Raw genomic sequence first — 17,777 nt, 5'->3', positions numbered from 1 at the left:
CCATCATGCCGATTTGGACGTTGCACGGAGATGGAAAGAACATCAAACCGGGTGAAGTGGTCGCTCCCGGCGAGCGGCTCAGCTGGGGAAGAACCATCGGGCTGGGCAGCCAGCACGTGGTGTCGATGTTCGGCGCGACGTTCGTCTTCCCGATCATCATGGGGCTCAATCCTCAACTTGCCGTGATGATGTCGGGTTTCTGTACGCTCTTCTTCCTGCTGGTGGTCAAGGGACGCATTCCCAGCTACCTCGGAACGTCGGCGGCCTTTGTCGGTGGTATCGCCGCCATTCGCGCCCAGGGCGGAACGTCCGCCGAGGTGACCGGCGCGATCCTGGTGTCCGGACTCGTCCTGGCGGCCATCGGTATCGCGATCCACTTCCTCGGTGGCCGGGTCGTATTCAAGGTTCTTCCCCCGGTGGTGACCGGCGCGGTGGTGATGTTGATCGGATTCAACCTGGCACCCGTCGTCGCGGGGCTGTACTGGCCGCAGGACCAGTGGGTGGCCCTGATCGTCATGGTGGCCCTGATCGTCATGAGTATCGCGTTACGCGGCTTCATGGCGCGCATCGCCATCTTCCTGGCGCTGATCTTCGGCTACGTCCTCTCCTGGATCCTCGACCGGGTCTCGGGGACGATCACCTCCTACGACGCAGGCACCGGTCAGATCACCGAGCACTTCCGCGTCAACTGGGATTCGGTGCAGTCGGCGTCGTGGTTCGGGCTTCCTCCGTTCTCGGACGAGGCCAACGGAATCGTCGGCATCCACGCTCCGTCGTTCAGCCTCACGTTCATCATCCTGGTCCTTCCGGGTGTCATCGCGTTGATCGCGGAGAACGCGGGCCACGTCAAGGCCGTGGCCGAGATGACCGGGGACGACCTCGACCCGTACATGGGACGTGCGCTCGCCGGTGACGGTTTCGCCACCGCTATCGCCAGCAGCGTCGGCGGTTCGCCCACCACGACGTACGCCGAGAACATCGGTGTCATGGCAGCGACCCGTGTGTACTCCACCGCCGCCTACGCGGTTGCCGGCATCGTCGCCATGATGCTCGGCTTCTCCCCCAAGTTCGGTGCCGTCATCTCGGCGACGCCCGGCGGTGTTCTCGGCGGAATCACCGTGGTGCTCTACGGCATGATCGGTCTGCTCGGCGCCAAGATCTGGAAGGAGAACGGCGTCGACTTCGGCAATCCGCTCAACCTCATGCCGATCGCGGCCGGCCTCATCATCGGTATCGGCGACACGGCTCTGAAGTTCAGTGACACGTTCTCGCTCAGCGGCATCGCGCTCGGCACCATCGTCGTGATCGGGATGTACCACCTGTGCCAGTTCATCGGTTCGAAGAACCCGGAACTGAATGCGAAGAATCCGGAACCGAACAAGCCGGATTCGAAGACTCCCGGCGGCGATCGGGAGGAACCCGCCAAGCAACTCACGTGACGCTTGGCTGAGTGTGCTCGATCGACGAAGGCCGGACATCCTCCGCGGAGGATGTCCGGCCTTTCCGGTGTTCTGGGTACTGATCGATCAGACGGAGGTACTGGCTTCGACCAGGCCGATACGGTCGATGCGTTCGGTGCGGGTGTTGAGCCGTTCAGTCGCATCGGTAGTACTGAGCACGCTCAGCTCGTAGTGCAGTACCGCTCCGACGCGAGTGCAGAAGGCGGCGGATTCGTCCGCGGCATCGGGAAATTCGGGGATGACCCGATCGACGATGCCGCCCGCGAGCAGATCGAAGGACCTGATCCCTTGACTGGCTGCCATGTCCGGCGCGTGCGTGACGTCGTGGAACATGATCGCGCTCGCACCTTCGGGAGGTAAGGGCGAGAGCCAACCGTGGCGGGCCGCCAGCACTCGATCGGCCGGAATCAGTGCCAGGGCGCCGCCGCCCGTGCCCTGCCCGAGCAGGAGGGAAATGGTGGGGACCTCGAGTGAAATCATGTCGGCTATGCACCGAGCGATCTCGCCCGCCAGTCCACCTTCTTCGGCCTCCTTCGACAGTGCCGCGCCCGCTGTGTCGATGATCGTCACCAGCGGCAGGTCGAGTTCTGCGGCCAGCCGCATACCTCGCCGAGCCTCCCGCAGAGCGCCGGGGCCGAGTGGGGAGTGAGCAGTCTGTCCGCGCCGGTCCTGTCCGAGAAGGACGCAGGGCATGTCGCCGAAGCGAACGAGCGCGAGCATGATGCCGGGATCGTTCTCGCCTTGGCCGGTTCCGTTGAGCGGGAGCATGTCCGAGGCGGAATTGAGCAACACTTCCCGTATCCCCGGTCGGTCTTCGCGCCGGGATGCGACGACGGATTCCCACGCCGACGTATCGGGTGGGCAATCGTACGAGCACGGGTCACTGGGCAATAAGTACCCACGATGCGCCCCGGTGATGATGCGCAATGCGCGTTCGACGATTTCGGCGAGCTGGTCTGGCGGCCTCACTGCATCGATGAGTCCGTGCTCGTGAAGGTTCTCCGCTGTCTGGACACCGGCGGGGAAAGGTGAGTTGTACAAGGCCTCGAACACTCGGGGGCCGAGGAATCCGACGAGGGCCCCCGGTTCCGCGATCGTCACGTGACCGAGTGATCCCCAGGACGCGAATACGCCTCCGGTGGTGGGGTTTCGGAGATAGACGATGTAGGGCAGGTGCGCTTCTTTGTGCTTGATGAGCGCCGCGGTGATCTTGACCATCTGCAAAAACGCCGTCGTCCCCTCCTGCATGCGCGTTCCCCCGGACGTGGGAAGCGCAAGAAGGGGCAGGTGCTCTTGGGTGGCTCGACGGATGGCGACGACGAGGCGTTCTCCCGCCGCCACGCCGATCGATCCGCCGAGAAAACCGAACTCGCAGATGATGATTGCCACACGGCGGCCTCGGACGGAGGCGCTTCCGGTCAGGACGGATTCGTCGAGCCCGGTCTTCTCCTGGGCCCGCAGAAGTGCTTCGGCGTAGTCGGAGTCGGTCGCGACGGGAATCGGAGGGGTATCCCACGACTCCCAGGTGCCGGCATCGATCACCAGGTCGAGCAAGTCGCGAGCCGTCAGGCGGTTCATCGGGTGAATCCTTGTAGCCACGACATGATTTCGTCAGTGTCTTCACCGAGAACCGGAGGTGCAGTGTGGCGGGTCTCCGTCACTTCGGTTCCGTCCGGATCGAAAAATCGCAGCGGTGGACCGGGCAGTGTGATGTTTCCGAGCGTGCTGTGGTCGACGTCGACGAGCAATCCCTGTGATCGGGTCTGCTCCCATTCGTACACTTCGGAGATCGTCCGAACCCGTCCTGCCGGTACTCCGATGCGGTCGAGTTCGGTCAGAAGCTCGTCACGCGAGTACGGCTTGAAGGTACGTTCGATCAATTCGACGACCTGGAAATGATTTTCGACGCGTTCGGCGTTTGTTGCCATACCCGGGGCGTCAGGGTCGAGGTCGAATCCTTCGCAGAATCTTCTCCACAGGCTTTCGCTGCCGACCGAGATCTGCACTGCGCCATCGCCGGTACGAAAGAGTCCGTACGGTGCGATGGAGGGATGGTGGTTGCCCTGCGCTGTGCCTACCTCACCGGCGACGGTCCACTTCGTTCCTTGAAACGCGTGAACACCGACCACGCTGGCCAAGAGCGACGTTCGGACAACGCGGCCTTTCCCCGTCTGTTCGCGTTCCTTCAAAGCCGCGACGACACCGAACGCCCCGTACATTCCGGCGAGAAGATCGGCGATCGGAACTCCGACTCGTTGAACGTCGTCCGGACTCGAGCCGGTCAGCGACATGAGTCCGGCTTCCCCCTGGGCGATCTGGTCGTAGCCGGCGCGACCGCCTTCCGGGCCGTCGTGGCCGAAACCGCTGATGGACAGAACGATCAGTCGAGGATTGAGTTCGGCCAGCCGCTCGGTCGAGAATCCGAGTCGATCGAGAACTCCGGTGCGGAAGTTCTCCATGAGAACATCGGCGCGGCAGACGAGATCTTCGAGGGTCGCGCGCCCACTGTCGGATTTCAGATCGAGCGTGATCGACTTCTTGTTCCGGTTCGTGGACAGAAAATACGTCGATTCCCGTTGTGTGTTCGGTGGTTCCAACGTGGGCTCCACAAAAGGCGGCCCCCACCCACGGGTGTCGTCGCCGCCGTGAGGTGATTCGACCTTGATCACGTCGGCACCCAGATCGCCGAGCATCATTGCCGCGTGAGGACCCGCGAGTGCGCGCGTGAGGTCGACGACTATCACGTCGTGTAACGGACCACTACGAGCACTTGTGTTGTGAGGCTTCGAAGTCGAGTTCATGTCGCACCGCCGTGTTCTGGTGTAATTGGCTGAGCCAGTTGGTGGTTGAGGCCTCCGTAGTTCGGTCGACTCCGGTCCGCTGGACCGAGAAACCGGCCAGGGCCACTGAAGGAGGTATGTGCGGCCCGTCTTTCGAACCGTAAGCGGGCACCGGTGAACGGCACATGGGTAACCTTGCCGACGACGGGTGTCAGTGGTGGGTAAGAAGTGACGAACGCTCACCGGGCGGCGCGATTGCGGTTGTATCGAACCGTTATCGGGACGTTCTGTCAGCTCATATCGTGCGAAGTCATGACATTTCGTGCATCTTCATGACCTGCAGGGCGAGTGAGACGTTCAATCGAAGGACGGGGTCGTCGGTGAACGATCCGACGACGCTCTCCAGCTTTCCGATTCTGTAACGCAAAGTGTTGTAGTGCATGTGCAGCGCCCGGGAGGCCTCGGCGACATTGCAATTGCAGTCGAGCAGGGTCTGGAGTGTCAGACGCAGGTCAGCGGCTTCGGCGTTGTCCGCCGACAAGGACTTCAGAACGTCATCGGTGAACGAACGCAGTTCGCTCTTGTCCGTCTGGAGCGAGAGGAGTCGGTGTACACCGAGTTCGTCGAAGTGTGCGATCTGCCCCGGCCCGTTGATACGTCGGCCGACGACCACGGCTGTACAGGCTTGGTCGTAGGCCGCGGGTAGATCGGCCAGGGAGTAGATCACCCGGCTCACTCCCGTGCTGAAGGATCGGCGGCCGCTGGTGCGATCGCCGGCAACCTTGCGCACCAACCCTTCGATGTCCCGAACCGCACGGTCGGTGCTGGTCGGGAAAAGCGTGACCACCTCGTGTCGAAACCCGACGGACGGCGCCGTCCGCTCGTGTGTTCGTACCACTTGTTGCCAGCCGTCGCTGAGTCGATCTTGGTCCGTGCGAGTGGAATTCGCGTGCTGGGATTCCGGGTGATCGACGTCGAGTTCTGCAACCACAACGGCAAGTGGACGAGTGACATCCCACCCCAACTGGGTGAAGTGCGCGCTCACTTCCGCAGGCGAGCCGGCTTCGCCTATCAGTGCGTCGCGGAGGAAGTCTCCGCGGAACTTGGATTCCACTGCCGCAACTGCCAGCTGTTTGGTGACGGCCAGCGCGGCAACGGTGGCCGCTCGCTCCAGCGCTTGAACGACAACTGCGCCGAGTTCGTGGGTGCCGGCGTACGCCACCATCCGGCCGTGGTCGGTGCCGCCGGCCACCACTCGGGTGAGCGCCAACTGGCCGGGAAATCCCTTGGGCGCGTTCTGTAAACCGACGGCGACCCGCTCGGTCAGGAACCGACCGGTGCTTTCGAACAACGGAAGCGCATTCAGCGCGGCTGAATCCCCGGCCTCGGTCAATACCCTTCCGTCCGGCGAGCAGATCAGAACGCTGACGTCGAAAAGCGCGGCGAATTCTGCGGCAATCTGAGGTAGATCGCCACCTTCCAAGACGATCGACGTCAACGAGCGGTGAAGTCGATCGGCAATGTCGAGTGCCGCGGACTGCTTCGCCACCAACTTGGTGAAGACCTCCGAGATCACCTCGTCGAATCCCGCGGTGACGGGAAGAACCAACAGCGGAAGCCCTCGCTGCTCTGCCATGTGCAGCATCGCCTCGGGCAGCTCGTCGAGATAACGGCCCGTTTTCACGGCAAGTGCCGCGACTCCTCGACGTGCAAGACCGTCGACGAGGTCACTGAGATCTGTGTCGTCGAGAAGCTCGCCGGTTCGCCCGTAGCGCAGCGGGAACCCGGTTGTCACCAACAACTCGTTCGGCTTCACCCAAGCGAGGATGTCCGGTACTTCCATCACGTTCACCGATTGAACGAGGTGGCGCAAGCCCCCGTGCCCGGCAAGGACTTCGGCTCCACGCAGACTGGGCAGCTCGAGGACATCCCGAACTGTGAGTCTGTAGTCGCCACCTTCTGGCAAATGTTGAAGCTCTTCGCTCGAATATTTGGCAGATCTATCCATGTCGCGAGACTACGCTCGATCACGCGACGAACATTGTCAACAGTTGACGAAAATAGCCTCTCGGAATGAGCGGTTCTCCGTATGTCTGCCAACTACCGCGGCCCGAATTGGCGATCGCCCGCGTCTCCGAGTCCAGGTATCAGGAAAGCATTTTCGTTCAGGCCGTCGTCGATGCTCGCTGTGAGGAGCCGGACCGGATGTCCGGAGTTCTTCAGTGCTTCGATCCCTTCCGGAGCCACGACGACACATATTGCAGTCACATCGGTGGCTCCGCGTGCAATGAGCAGATCGATTGTGCGGACGATGGATCCACCGGTCGCCAACATCGGATCGAGGACGTAGACGGGGGTGCTCGACAGATCAGCAGGCAGGGACTCCAGATACGGAACCGGCTGGTGTGTCTTCTCGTCTCGTGCCATTCCCACGAAACCGACGCCTGCCTGCGGAATGAGGGCACTCGCCTGTTCGACCATGCCGAGGCCCGCTCGCAAGACCGGGACCAGGAGCGGTGGATTCGCCAGCCGCACCCCCAGCGTCGGAGCAACTGGCGTCTCGATGTCGAACTGTTCCAGTTCTGCGCCGCGCATGGCCTCGTAGACCAACATATGGGTCAGTCTGCGCAAGGCGGACCGGAACGTTGCGTTGTCGCTGCGAGCGTCGCGCATGGTCGTGAGCAGCGATGCCGCCAGCGGATGGTCGACAACAGTGGTGTCCATGGTCGAATCGTAAGTGAGAACCGATGGGGCGGCGCGCAACCGGTGATTCGGAGTCGAAATAACCAATCGCGGTTTTCGTTTGGGCAAGTATTGACGATGCCGATGGGTTCGAGTCGTCATAGCGTGGTCGACACGGCAGTTCCGAACCGCTCGGCTGGACTGGGCGCCCGGAGCTGTCAAGGCCCAATTTTGCCTCCACGATTCCCTATACAAGGAGATGCCAATGCCCGAAGCAATCGAGGTCCGTAAGGTTCCGCTACACAGCGTCTCCGACGCCAGTGAGCTCGCCAAGCTGATCGACGACGGTGTCCTCGAGGCCGACCGCGTCATTGCAGTCATCGGCAAAACCGAGGGTAACGGCGGCGTCAACGACTACACGCGCATCATCGCGGACCGAGCGTTCCGAGAGGTTCTCTCCGCCAAGGGTAATCGCAGCCCCGAAGAAGTGGCGGAGGTGCCGATCGTCTGGTCCGGCGGCACGGACGGCGTGATCAGCCCGCACGCGACGATCTTCGCGACCGTGCCGGCAGACAAGGTCACCAAGACCGACGAGCCGCGACTGACCGTGGGTGTCGCCATGAGTGAGCAACTGCTGCCCGAAGACATCGGCCGTACGGCCATGATCACCAAAGTTGCTGCGGCAGTGAAAGACGCGATGGCCAATGCCGGCATCACCGATCCCGCCGACGTGCACTACGTACAGACCAAGACTCCGTTGCTGACAATTCACACCATCCGTGACGCCAAGAGCCGCGGCAAGACTGTGTGGACCGAACAGACTCATGAGTCGATGGACCTGTCCAACGGCGGAACGGCTCTGGGGATCGCGGTTGCGCTCGGCGAAATCGACATGCCGACCGACGAAGATGTCATGCACAGCCGCGAACTCTTCTCCTCTGTCGCATCCTGCTCGTCCGGCGTCGAGTTGGACCGCGCGCAGATCGTCGTCGTCGGTAACGCACGTGGCGTCGGCGGACGCTACCGGATCGGCCACAGCGTGATGAAGGATCCGCTCGACCAGGACGGCATCTGGGCGGCGATCCGTGACGCCGGACTCGAACTTCCGGAGCGGCCGCACTCGAGCGACCTGGACGGTCAACTCGTCAACGTGTTCTTGAAGTGCGAGGCCAGTCAGGACGGAACGGTCCGTGGCCGTCGTAATGCGATGCTCGACGACTCCGACGTGCACTGGCACCGCCAGATCAAGTCGTGTGTCGGCGGAGTCACGGCAGCTGTCACCGGCGATCCGGCAGTGTTCGTCTCGGTATCGGCAGCGCACCAGGGTCCCGAGGGCGGCGGCCCAGTCGCTGCCATCGTCGATCTCGGTCAGTAGTAGGCAAGAACCTCGCTGGAAACCTCGACAGTCGCGCCGCCACCGGCAATTCGTCCTCGAATCAGTTGCCGGTGTCGGCGAGTCCGCCGCGGCGTACCCCACTTCACTGCTTGAAAGGATTCACGATGGTTCATGCTGCTGACCCTGTCGACGAGAGCGTTTCCGGTGCGCCCGAGAATCGCGAACTCGTCATGGCCGATGCGGTCACGCTCAGTGGTCTGATACGCAGGCGTGAAGTGTCGTGTGTCGAGGTGATGGACAGCTTCCTCGATCAGATCGAATTACATAACCCGGCGGTGAACGCGATCGTCGCATTGCGGGATCGGGAAGCGTTGACGGCGGAGGCGCGCGAGCGTGATTCGCAGTTGGCGAGTGGGGAGTATCTCGGTTGGATGCACGGGTTTCCGCATGCGGTGAAGGATCTTTCGGCAGCCAAGGGTCTGCCGTTCACGTCCGGGTCGCCGATGTTCGCGGACCGAATCGCCGAAGATGACGAACTGTTCGTCAAGCGGATCAGGTCTGCCGGTGCCATCGTGATCGGCAAGACGAACACACCGGAGTTCGGGCTCGGATCCCAGACGTACAACCCGGTGTGGGGTACGACGGTGTCGCCGTACGACAATTCGCGCACAGCCGGCGGTAGCAGCGGAGGCGCCGCAGCGTCGTTGGCGCTCCGCATGCTGCCGGTGGCTGATGGAAGCGATTACATGGGTTCGCTCCGAAACCCGTCGGCATTCAACAATGTTGTTGGGTTTCGACCATCCTGGGGTCGGATACCGGAGACGGGATTCATCGCTCAGGGCGCTGTTGTGGGCCCGATGGGCCGAACCGTCACCGACGTGGCTCACCTGCTTTCCACGATGGCGGGGCCGGATGCTTATGCACCGTTGGGGATTCGTGAGGATCCCGCGGTATTCACCGAAAGCCTCGCACGTGATCTGAAGGGCTCTCGGATCGCATGGGTCGGTGACTGGAACGGTTACCTAGCAACCGAACCTGGAGTTCTCGCGTTGTGCGAATCCTCGTTCGAGGTCTTCGAACAGTTGGGGTGCCGCGTCGAGGCGGCGCTTCCCGACTTCAAACCCGAGGACATCTGGCAACTGTTCTTGCGGTGGCGTTGGTGGGCACAGCTCGGCTTGATCGATCAGTACAACGATCCGAGCTTGCGCGAGTTGATGAAGCCCGAACTGTTGTGGGAACTCGAGCACGCGGTCACACTGTCGGCTCTCGACGTGACCAAGGCCGCGGAGGCCCGCAACGGCTGGCTGTCGGCCATTACCAAGATGTTCGAAACCTACGACTACATTCTTGCGCCCAGTGCCCAGGTGTTTCCTTTCGACAAGAACACTCACTGGCCCGAGACCGTCGACGGCCGGTCGATGGACACGTATCACCGGTGGATGGAGACGGTTGTTCCCTGGACGATGGCCGGGGTTCCGGTTGCGGGGATGCCGGTCGGCTTCGATGATCGTTCGCTTCCCATGGGTATCCAGATCATCGGTCGGCACGGCGCCGACTTGGACGTACTCCAACTCGCCTACGCATTCGAGCAGGCAACCCAGTGGGTCGAGCGGGTTCTTCCGCCCGCACTCCGCGTGAACTGACCGATCTATTTCGAACGTATCCAGTTGGGAGAGAACGACGATGGCTTCGGCATTGTGGCACGGATTCGCGGACATGGGCGCTGTGGAGAAGAACGGCGCGTTTGTCGTCTCACGCGGTGAGGGCGCGTACATCTGGGACCGCGAGGGCACGCGGTATCTGGATGCGACGGCGGGCCTGTGGTTCACCAATGTCGGGCACGGGCGCACCGAGATCGCGGATGCGGTGGCGGCTCAGTTGTCGAAGATCGCTCATTTCTCGAATTTCGGTGATTTCGTTCCCGAGACCACGCAGGTGTTGGCGGAGCGGTTGGCGACGATCGCGCCGGTTGCCGGGAGCAAGATCTTCTTCACTTCGGGTGGTTCGGATTCGGTGGACACTGCGGCGAAGCTTGCTCGTCGGTACTGGCACGAGGTGGGGCAGCCGGAGAAGGCGATCATCGTCGGTCGTCAGAAGGCGTACCACGGAATGCATGTTGCCGGAACGGCTCTCGCTGGTATTCCGGTGAACCGTGAGGGGTACGGCGAGCTGATGGCGGATGCGGCGACGGTCGGCTGGGATGATGCGAAGAGTCTGCTCGAGTTGATCGAGCGGGTCGGTGCGAACAAGATCGCGGCGTTCTTCGCGGAGCCGATCATCGGTGCGGGTGGGGTGTATCTGCCGCCGGAGGGGTATCTGGCGGAGGTGCGTGACATCTGCCGCGAGCACGACATCCTGTTTGTCGTCGACGAGGTCGTGACCGGTTTCGGCCGGATCGGTGGTGAGTGGTTCGCGTCCACTCGTTTCGATTTGCAGCCTGACATGATGACCACGGCAAAGGGTTTGACGTCGGGTTACGTGCCGATGGGTGCGGTGTTCATCGCGCCGCGGGTGGCGGAGCCGTTCTATGCGGGTTCGTGGTGGCGCCATGGGTACACGTACGGCGGGCATGCCGGTGCTGCTGCGGCGGCGATGGCGAACCTCGACATTCTCGAGCGTGAGAATTTGCTCGCGGAGTCGAAGCGTTTGGAGGCGTCGTTGCATACGCATCTGCAGCCGCTGGCGGAGCATCCGCGGGTGGCGGAGGTTCGTAGTGGGCTCGGTGCGGTTGCTGCGGTGCAGTTGGCTGATCCGGCGGAGGCGTTGCCGTTTGTGAAGACGCTTCGCGAGCATGGTATTTCGGGTCGTGCTGCGGGTCAGGGTGCGATGCAGATTTCGCCGACGTTTGTGATGACCGATGATCAGGTCGCGGAGATGGCCGCGGGGATCCTCGCAGCCCTCGGCTAGGACTGTCGTTTTCCGTTGACAGACATCGTGTTACGGAATCATTAAGCCGAAGAAAATGTTTGGGCCCTTCGTGGCGTGGTCCTCATTTCGGTCGAAACTGCCTCCAACACTGACGATGACCCCTGCCCGCATCATCTGCCACCATTGTTGCCAATCTCGGTGAGTGGGTTCTGGCAGATTGTCATCACGTCCAAATCTCGGTCCTGCATTAGCGTTTCACTCCAGACACGGTGTTTGTGAGCTGGGGCACAAAGCATTTCGAACACCTTCCTCCTTTGCGAAAGGTCTCGTCATGCCGATCTGGACGTTGCACGGAGACGGAAAGAATATCGGAGCCGGTGAAGTGGTCGCTCCCGGCGAGCGACTCAGTTGGGCGAGAACCATCGGGTTGGGCGGCCAGCATGTCGTGTCGATGTTCGGCGCGACGTTCGTCTTCCCGATCATCATGGGCCTCAATCCTCAACTTGCCGTGATGATGTCAGGCTTTTGTACGCTCTTCTTCCTGCTGGTGGTCAAGGGGCACGTCCCCAGCTACCTCGGAACATCCGCAGCTTTTGTCGGTGGCGTTGCCGCCATTCGTGCCCAAGGTGGAACGACGGCCGAAGTGACCGGTGCGATTCTGGTGTCGGGGTTGGTTCTGGGATTCGTCGGCATCGCCATCCACTTTCTCGGCGGTGGCGTCATCAGTAAAGCGCTACCGCCGGTGGTCACCGGCGCTGTGGTGATGTTGATCGGCTTCAACCTGGCGCCTGTGGTCGCGGGGTTGTACTGGCCGCAGGATCAGTGGGTGGCACTGATCGTGATGGTTGCACTGATCGTGATGAGCGTTGCGCTACGCGGCTTCCTGGGACGTATCGCCATTCTCGTCGCGCTGGTTTTCGGCTACATCTTCTCGTGGGTCCTCGACCGGCTCTCCGGTCCGATCACGTCCGCCAGTGGTAGCGGCGCACCCACCGAGCACTTTCGTGTCAACTGGGATTCGGTGCACTCGGCGTCCTGGTTCGGGTTGCCGCCGTTCTCGGACGAAGCCAACGGGATCGTCGGTATCCACGCTCCCTCGTTCAGCCTCACGTTCATCGTTCTGGTGCTTCCCGGTGTCATCGCACTGGTCGCGGAAAACGCCGGACACGTCAAGGCGGTCGCCGAAATCAAGGGCGACGATCTCGACCCGTACATCGGACGCGCCATTGCCGGTGACGGTTTTGCCACCGCCATCGCCAGCGCAGTAGGCGGCTCCCCCACTACGACGCATGCCGAGAACATCGGTGTCATGGCTGCCACGCGGGTGTACTCGACCGCCGCGTACGTGATTGCGGGTTTCATCGCGATCCTGCTCGGCTTCTCGCCCAAGTTCGGAGCAGTCATGGCGGCGACGCCCGGCGGCGTCCTGGGCGGAATTCTTGTGGTTCTGTTCGGCATGATCGGTCTGCTCGGCGCCAAGATCTGGAAAGAGAACGGCGTCGACTTCGGGAACCCGCTGAATCTGATGCCGATTGCCGCCGGTCTGATCATCGGTATCGGCGACACGGCGCTGAAGTTCAGTGACACGTTCTCGCTCGGAGGTATCGCGCTCGGCACCATCGTCTTGATCGTGATGTACCACCTCTGCCGGCTCGTAGGGTCCTGGAACCCTGAACTGAACAGGCCGAAGTCCGGCAGGCGGCCGGGCGCAACGCCGGGGGCGAATGCGTCAGATGACGAACGCGAAGAGCCCGTGGCGCAGCTCACGTGATGCCAAGTTGAATGTATGCCAGGTATGACCCGTGACCGTTGTCACATCTGCACAAAACGTGAAGTGACTCATAGAGGCAGGATTGAGTAATGAAACCGTCGCCGCTGACTTATCACCGACCGTCCTCGGTCGAGGACGCGTGCCGAATCCTCTCCGAGGTCTCTCACGAGGGGAAGGTGCTCGCCGGTGGGCAATCGCTTGTGCCGCTGCTGTCCATGCGCCTCGCCGCGCCCGCCCACATCGTCGACATCGGATCGATCCCGAACCTCGCTTCGGTGACCTCGTCCGAAGACGAAGGAGTGCGGTTCCAGGCCCTGGCCACGCACTCGGTGCTGGCGGCCGACGAAGGTGCTCGTCGAGTCCAGCCTCTGCTGAACCGTGCTCTGCAGTTGGTAGCGCACCCCACGATCCGTAACCGCGGGACGAGCGTCGGCTCCATCGTCCATGCCGATCCGTCGGCGGAGATGCCGGCAGTCCTGACGCTGCTCGGGGGCAGCGTGACCGTCCAGTCGGTGCGTGGCACCCGCGAGATCGCGTCGACGGATCTCTTCGCCGGTCCTCTCGAATCGAGCCTGGAATCAGACGAGATCGCGGTGTCGGTGTCGGTGCCCGCCGCCGAACCCGGCGTGGGAACCGCCATCGACGAGATCGCGCGCCGTCACGGTGACTACGCACTGGTCGGTGTCGTCGCACGGATTCGCGTGGTCGACGGTCTGGTGGCCGAAGCGCACATGACGTACGTGTCCGCCGGAGAGCTGGGACAGGTCGTGGACTACACGGACGTACTGGCGGGGGCGTCGGCGACTGATCAGCGGGACCCGCGGTGGCGCACCCTCGGGGAATGCGCCCGCGCGCAGATAGATACCGAGGCAGACATTCACGGGACGGCGGCGTACCGCTCGCAGTTGGTGTCCGCGCTCACGGCGCGGGTCGGCTTCGCGGCGGCAACGGATGCTCTCAGTGAGAACGCAGTACTGGCAGGAAAGTGGTGACAATGTCCAAAAACGATCGCTCCATCGATGATCAACTTGCCGAGCTGGCAGCAGATACCGGTGAGCACCATGTAGCTGTCACGTTCACGCTCAACGAGGTGACGAACACCGTCGTTCTTCCCTCCCGCACTCTGGCTTCGGATGCCATTCGTCACCACCTCCGTAAGACGGGCACGCACGTGGGTTGTGAACACGGCGTGTGTGGTGCGTGCACCGTGCTGCTCGACGGAAAGCCGGTTCGGTCCTGTCTCGTCCTCGCGGCCAGCCTCGAAGGTCGATCGATCACCACCGTCGAAGGCCTCGCCGAGCCGGACGGCACTTTGCATCCGGTTCAGCAGGCGTTCAAGGATTGTCACGGTCTGCAGTGCGGATTCTGCACTCCGGGATTCGTGACGACCATCGCGGCATTTCTCGAGGAGAACCCCAATCCCACGCGGGAGGAAGCTACCGACGCGATAGCGGGAAACCTCTGCCGTTGTACGGGGTACCAGAACATCAGGGCGTCGGTTCTGCGCGCGGCCGAGATCAAGCGTGAACGGGCCGGGCAGTTCCCGCTCGGAATCGACGACGCGTCCACTCGGGAGGCGTTGGATCGCAAGGTGCGGGGAACGACGAATCCCGTCGGAGGACGGGCGGGTAAGGCATGAGTACTCCGGTCAAACCAGCAAAGCGCAACGGGGCGAAGCATCCCGCTTCCGATCATTCGACGGCCGATCATTCGGTTGCCGACGACGGCAAGTTCTTCGGTAAACCGATTCCGCGCGAGGAAGATACGCGTCTGCTCAGCGGTCAGGGGCGATACCTCGACGATCTGGGCCACAACGCGCTGATCGCGGCATTCGTCAGGTCGCCGCACGCTCATGCGCGAATCATCGACATCGACATCGACCAGGCGCTGGAAGTGCCTGGTGTACATGCCATCTACACCTACGAAGATCTCCTGGCCGACACGCCGGAAATGGCGGAGAACCTGCCACTGCTCATTCCGCATCCGGGAATCATCGCTCCGCGCAACGGGTATCCCCTCGCGAAGGACGAGGTGAAGCATGTCGGCGAAGCCATCGCCATGGTGGTCGCGGACAACCGGTACATCGCCGAGGACGCTTGCGCGAAGATCGACGTCACCTACGAGGCGTTGAAGCCTGTAGTGGGGATCGACGTCGCCCGCACGGCCGACAACGCCGTCCACGCGGACGTTCCGGACAACGTCGCCGCTCACCTGCAGCACGGGTTCGGAGATCTGGACGCCGAACTGGCCGCCGCGCCGCACCGACTGACGCTGGATCTCGAAATCGAGCGTTCGGCTTCCATGCCGATGGAGGGCAAGGGCGTCTATGCGCGCTGGGACGGCGACGAGAACACCCTCACGTTCTGGACCTCCACCCAGACGTCCACGTCCGCCCGCGCCGCAATCGCCGCGCGATTGGGGATGGCGCTGAACAAGGTTCACTGCATCGCTCCTGACGTCGGCGGCGGATTCGGCGTCAAGATCGTTCACCCGTGGCCCGAAGAAGTGATGATCACGTGGGCCGCTCGACGCCTAGGCCAGGCCGGCATCTCCTGTGAGGTGAAGTGGGTCGAGGATCGCCGTGAGCACTTCATCTCGAGCGCGCACGAGCGTGGGCAGATCCAGAAGGTCGACATCGGATTCGACGACGAGGGTCGCCTGTTGGCGTTCGACTTCACGTTCTGGCACGACAACGGTGCCTACCTGCCGTACGGGATCATCGTCATGATCAACACCGCGACGCAGGTTCTCGGGCCGTACAAGCCGAAGTCGTTCCGGGTCAACGCCTATTCGCTGTACACCAACACCGTGATCGTGACCCCGTACCGCGGCGCCGGACGTCCGCAGGCCGTGTTCGCGATGGAGCGATCCATGGACGCCATCGCCAAGTACCTGAACAAGGACAAGATCGCGGTGCGGGAGGCGAACTTCATTCGCCCCGAGGACATGCCGTACGACTTCGGCCTGATGTTCCAGGACGGACGCCCGTTGATCTACGACACGGGCGACTACCAGGCGGGCATCGACAAGCTCAAGAAGCTCATCGACTGGGACGGATTTCCCGAGTACCAGAGGAAGGCTCGTGCCGAAGGTCGGTCGGTCGGCATCGGTATCGGCGCGTACGTCGAGGGAACCGGACCCGGACCCTACGAGGGTGCACACGTCGTCGTCGAGACGTCAGGAAAGGTCAAGGCCGCAACAGGCTTGACGACGCAAGGCCAAGGCCACCAGACCGCGTTCGCCCAGATCGTCGCGGACGATCTCGGAGTCAAGGTCTCCGACGTCGAGATCGTCACGGGTGATACCCGCCGGTTCGGTTATGCCGTCGGCACTTTCGCCTCGCGTGGGGCGGTCATGTCGGGTTCGGCCTTCCATGTCGCGGCGCAGATGGTCGCGGAGAAGGCGAAGAAGATCGCCTCCGGAATCTTGGATCTGCCGGAAACCGAACTCGAACTCCGGGAAGGGCACGTGTGCAAGATCGGCACCGAAGCCGGAGTGGAGGGTACGTCCGTACCGCTGAGTGTTGTTGCCGTGCTGTCGAACCCGCTACGATATGCGTTCGACCGTGAGTCGAAGCTGGCCACCGGTTTCGCCAAGACCGACACGGACATGTCGAAGCCGCCGATTCCCGAGGGCGAGCAGCCCGGTCTGGAAGCAACCGGCTACTACTCGCCGCCCAGTTCCACCTTCGCTTCGGGAGTGCACGCGGCGATCGTCGAAACCGATCCCGTGACAGCCGAGATCACGGTCCGTCGTTACGTTGTCATCCACGACTGCGGAAACGTGATCAACCCCCGCATCGTCGAAGGTCAGGTCATGGGCGCCGTCGCGCAAGGTATCGGCGGCGCACTCTACGAGCGGATCGTCTACGACGAGCACGGGCAGATGCTCAACGCGTCGTACATGGACTTCTTGATGCCGTTCGTCACCGAGATGCCGGATTCGCTCGAGATGGATCACACCGTCACGCCGTCGGGACTCAACCCACTCGGAATGAAGGGTGCCGGTGAGGCGGGTGTGATCCCCACCAGCGCCGTCATCGCGGCTGCCATCGAGGACGCCGAAGGAATCTCGATCACGTCCATGCCCATTTCACCGTCCGAACTGTTCGAACTTCGACTCGCACACGCGGGTTCGTCATCAGAGGAGAATGCATGAGAATCGCCGGCACCGCGCAGCTGACGGCACCTCGCGAAGAGGTCTACGACAAGCTCCAGGACGGTCGTGTACTGGCCGCGACCATTCCCGGTGTGCAGTCGCTCGAGCAGCTCACGGACAATCACTACAAGCTCTCCATCATGGCGGGGGTTGCGTCGATCAAGGGCGTCTACGACGGCGAGGTTGTTCTGTCGCAACAGAATCGGCCCAATTCGTTTGTCATGACGGCTTCGGGGGCGGGTGCTCCCGGCACGGTGAAGGCGGACGTCACGGTCACCTTGACGGAGAACGAGGGTGGCACGCTGCTTTCGTATGACGCCGACGCCGTGGTCGGCGGGATGGTCGGCGGCGTCGGGCAGCGCATGATCACCGGTGTAGCCAAGAAGATGGCCGGGGTGTTCTTCAAGAGCATCGACGGCGTCATTGCCAACGGCATCCCCGAGAAGGTCACTGCCGCCGTGGCGGCGGCAATACCGGCAGTGGCGGTCGAAGGCGCGCCGGTAGTTTCCGGAGCTGTCGCGGCACCGGCGGTTCTTCCGGCCGCTGCACCGACAGCGGGGGGCACAGATGCTCGCACGGTGATGGTCAGCGCCGTCGTCGGCGCAGCCATTGCTTTGTCAGGTGTTGCTATAGGCGGATTCCTGGCGCGTTCTGGTTGTCGCGAGTAGTTCACTCAGGTGTCAACAGCTGATTTGCGATGAGGGAAACGCCCCGAACCGACC

General features: G+C 62.6%; 14 protein-coding genes. 9 read left to right on the top strand and 5 right to left on the bottom strand.

All coding sequences use genetic code 11. From position 1 onward, the window contains the following. The first annotated feature begins 5 nt into the window (after positions 1–5). A complete protein-coding gene (locus EHW12_RS29320) occupies positions 6–1,439 on the top strand; it encodes a solute carrier family 23 protein (protein WP_003946008.1) in 1,434 nt (477 codons plus the stop codon). A gap of 87 nt (positions 1,440–1,526) precedes the next feature. Here the strand turns inward: EHW12_RS29320 and EHW12_RS29315 are convergent, their stop codons facing one another. From EHW12_RS29315 to upp, 4 genes are all read right to left on the bottom strand, one after another. Continuing rightward, positions 1,527–3,038 carry a carboxyl transferase domain-containing protein gene (locus tag EHW12_RS29315; RefSeq protein WP_125052454.1) on the bottom strand — a complete coding sequence of 504 codons (1,512 nt, stop codon included), beginning with the start codon at positions 3,036–3,038 and terminating at the stop codon, positions 1,527–1,529. Continuing rightward, positions 3,035–4,261, bottom strand: coding sequence for a CoA transferase (locus tag EHW12_RS29310; RefSeq protein WP_007735210.1), 1,227 nt, complete (start codon positions 4,259–4,261; stop codon positions 3,035–3,037). Before EHW12_RS29310 ends, EHW12_RS29315 begins: the two co-directional genes overlap by 4 nt. A 289-nt stretch (positions 4,262–4,550) precedes the next feature. Further along, positions 4,551–6,248: a PucR family transcriptional regulator gene (locus EHW12_RS29305; RefSeq protein ID WP_003946020.1), complete on the bottom strand. Its 1,698-nt coding sequence runs from the start codon at positions 6,246–6,248 to the stop codon at positions 4,551–4,553. A 92-nt stretch (positions 6,249–6,340) separates the two neighbouring features. Next, positions 6,341–6,964, bottom strand: a complete 624-nt coding sequence (gene upp / locus EHW12_RS29300) for a uracil phosphoribosyltransferase (protein WP_007735207.1) — start codon at positions 6,962–6,964, stop codon at positions 6,341–6,343. Between the two features lie 223 nt (positions 6,965–7,187). Here upp and EHW12_RS29295 point away from each other — a divergent pair, with 223 nt between their 5' ends. Then, positions 7,188–8,297 (top strand): ring-opening amidohydrolase, encoded by a 1,110-nt coding sequence (locus EHW12_RS29295; RefSeq protein WP_007735206.1) that lies wholly within the window; start codon positions 7,188–7,190, stop codon positions 8,295–8,297. Here the strand turns inward: EHW12_RS29295 and EHW12_RS34775 are convergent. Beyond that, positions 8,291–8,431: a hypothetical protein gene (locus EHW12_RS34775; protein WP_155277953.1), complete on the bottom strand. Its 141-nt coding sequence runs from the start codon at positions 8,429–8,431 to the stop codon at positions 8,291–8,293. The two genes, EHW12_RS29295 and EHW12_RS34775, sit on opposite strands and share 7 nt — an antisense overlap. On the opposite strand from EHW12_RS34775, the gene EHW12_RS29290 reads away from it, so the two are divergent. The 7 genes from EHW12_RS29290 (at position 8,423) to EHW12_RS29260 (ending at position 17,723) form a co-directional block, all read left to right on the top strand. Then, the gene (locus EHW12_RS29290) at positions 8,423–9,901 is read left to right on the top strand and encodes an amidase (RefSeq protein ID WP_125052452.1); all 1,479 of its coding nucleotides are present in this window, start codon (positions 8,423–8,425) and stop codon (positions 9,899–9,901) included. The genes EHW12_RS34775 and EHW12_RS29290 overlap by 9 nt on opposite strands. 40 nt (positions 9,902–9,941) lie before the next feature. Beyond that, complete coding sequence (locus tag EHW12_RS29285; RefSeq protein ID WP_047269349.1) at positions 9,942–11,165, top strand: aminotransferase class III-fold pyridoxal phosphate-dependent enzyme; 1,224 nt, start codon at positions 9,942–9,944, stop codon at positions 11,163–11,165. Positions 11,166–11,457: 292 nt separating this feature from the next. After that, positions 11,458–12,897 (top strand): solute carrier family 23 protein, encoded by a 1,440-nt coding sequence (locus tag EHW12_RS29280; protein ID WP_125052450.1) that lies wholly within the window; start codon positions 11,458–11,460, stop codon positions 12,895–12,897. An 89-nt stretch (positions 12,898–12,986) separates the two neighbouring features. Beyond that, positions 12,987–13,889, top strand: coding sequence for an FAD binding domain-containing protein (locus EHW12_RS29275; RefSeq protein ID WP_042448023.1), 903 nt, complete (start codon positions 12,987–12,989; stop codon positions 13,887–13,889). Positions 13,890–13,891: 2 nt separating this feature from the next. After that, positions 13,892–14,536: a (2Fe-2S)-binding protein gene (locus tag EHW12_RS29270; protein ID WP_125052448.1), complete on the top strand. Its 645-nt coding sequence runs from the start codon at positions 13,892–13,894 to the stop codon at positions 14,534–14,536. After that, positions 14,533–17,055, top strand: a complete 2,523-nt coding sequence (gene cutA / locus EHW12_RS29265) for an aerobic carbon-monoxide dehydrogenase large subunit (protein WP_125052446.1) — start codon at positions 14,533–14,535, stop codon at positions 17,053–17,055. Before EHW12_RS29270 ends, cutA begins: the two co-directional genes overlap by 4 nt. Next, the gene (locus EHW12_RS29260; RefSeq protein ID WP_003946004.1) at positions 17,052–17,723 is read left to right on the top strand and encodes a carbon monoxide dehydrogenase subunit G; all 672 of its coding nucleotides are present in this window, start codon (positions 17,052–17,054) and stop codon (positions 17,721–17,723) included. Before cutA ends, EHW12_RS29260 begins: the two co-directional genes overlap by 4 nt. Positions 17,724–17,777: the final 54 nt, after the last annotated feature.

This window comes from Rhodococcus sp. NJ-530 (assembly GCF_003860625.1).
Lineage (GTDB): Bacteria > Actinomycetota > Actinomycetes > Mycobacteriales > Mycobacteriaceae > Rhodococcus_F > Rhodococcus_F qingshengii.
This window is presented reverse-complemented; position numbering and strand designations above follow the sequence as displayed.

Excerpts from the sequence above, each read along its gene's own strand:
- EHW12_RS29315 (WP_125052454.1), bottom strand. The coding sequence starts at position 3,038 with ATGAACCGCCTGACGGCTCGCGACTTGCTCGACCTGGTGATCGATGCC.
- EHW12_RS29275 (WP_042448023.1), top strand. The coding sequence starts at position 12,987 with ATGAAACCGTCGCCGCTGACTTATCACCGACCGTCCTCGGTCGAGGAC.
- EHW12_RS29305 (WP_003946020.1), bottom strand. The coding sequence starts at position 6,248 with ATGGATAGATCTGCCAAATATTCGAGCGAAGAGCTTCAACATTTGCCA.
- EHW12_RS29290 (WP_125052452.1), top strand. The coding sequence starts at position 8,423 with ATGGTTCATGCTGCTGACCCTGTCGACGAGAGCGTTTCCGGTGCGCCC.
- EHW12_RS29320 (WP_003946008.1), top strand. The coding sequence starts at position 6 with ATGCCGATTTGGACGTTGCACGGAGATGGAAAGAACATCAAACCGGGT.
- EHW12_RS29260 (WP_003946004.1), top strand. The coding sequence starts at position 17,052 with ATGAGAATCGCCGGCACCGCGCAGCTGACGGCACCTCGCGAAGAGGTC.
- EHW12_RS29285 (WP_047269349.1), top strand. The coding sequence starts at position 9,942 with ATGGCTTCGGCATTGTGGCACGGATTCGCGGACATGGGCGCTGTGGAG.
- EHW12_RS34775 (WP_155277953.1), bottom strand. The coding sequence starts at position 8,431 with ATGAACCATCGTGAATCCTTTCAAGCAGTGAAGTGGGGTACGCCGCGG.
- EHW12_RS29270 (WP_125052448.1), top strand. The coding sequence starts at position 13,892 with ATGTCCAAAAACGATCGCTCCATCGATGATCAACTTGCCGAGCTGGCA.
- EHW12_RS29280 (WP_125052450.1), top strand. The coding sequence starts at position 11,458 with ATGCCGATCTGGACGTTGCACGGAGACGGAAAGAATATCGGAGCCGGT.
- upp (WP_007735207.1), bottom strand. The coding sequence starts at position 6,964 with ATGGACACCACTGTTGTCGACCATCCGCTGGCGGCATCGCTGCTCACG.
- EHW12_RS29295 (WP_007735206.1), top strand. The coding sequence starts at position 7,188 with ATGCCCGAAGCAATCGAGGTCCGTAAGGTTCCGCTACACAGCGTCTCC.
- EHW12_RS29310 (WP_007735210.1), bottom strand. The coding sequence starts at position 4,261 with ATGAACTCGACTTCGAAGCCTCACAACACAAGTGCTCGTAGTGGTCCG.
- cutA (WP_125052446.1), top strand. The coding sequence starts at position 14,533 with ATGAGTACTCCGGTCAAACCAGCAAAGCGCAACGGGGCGAAGCATCCC.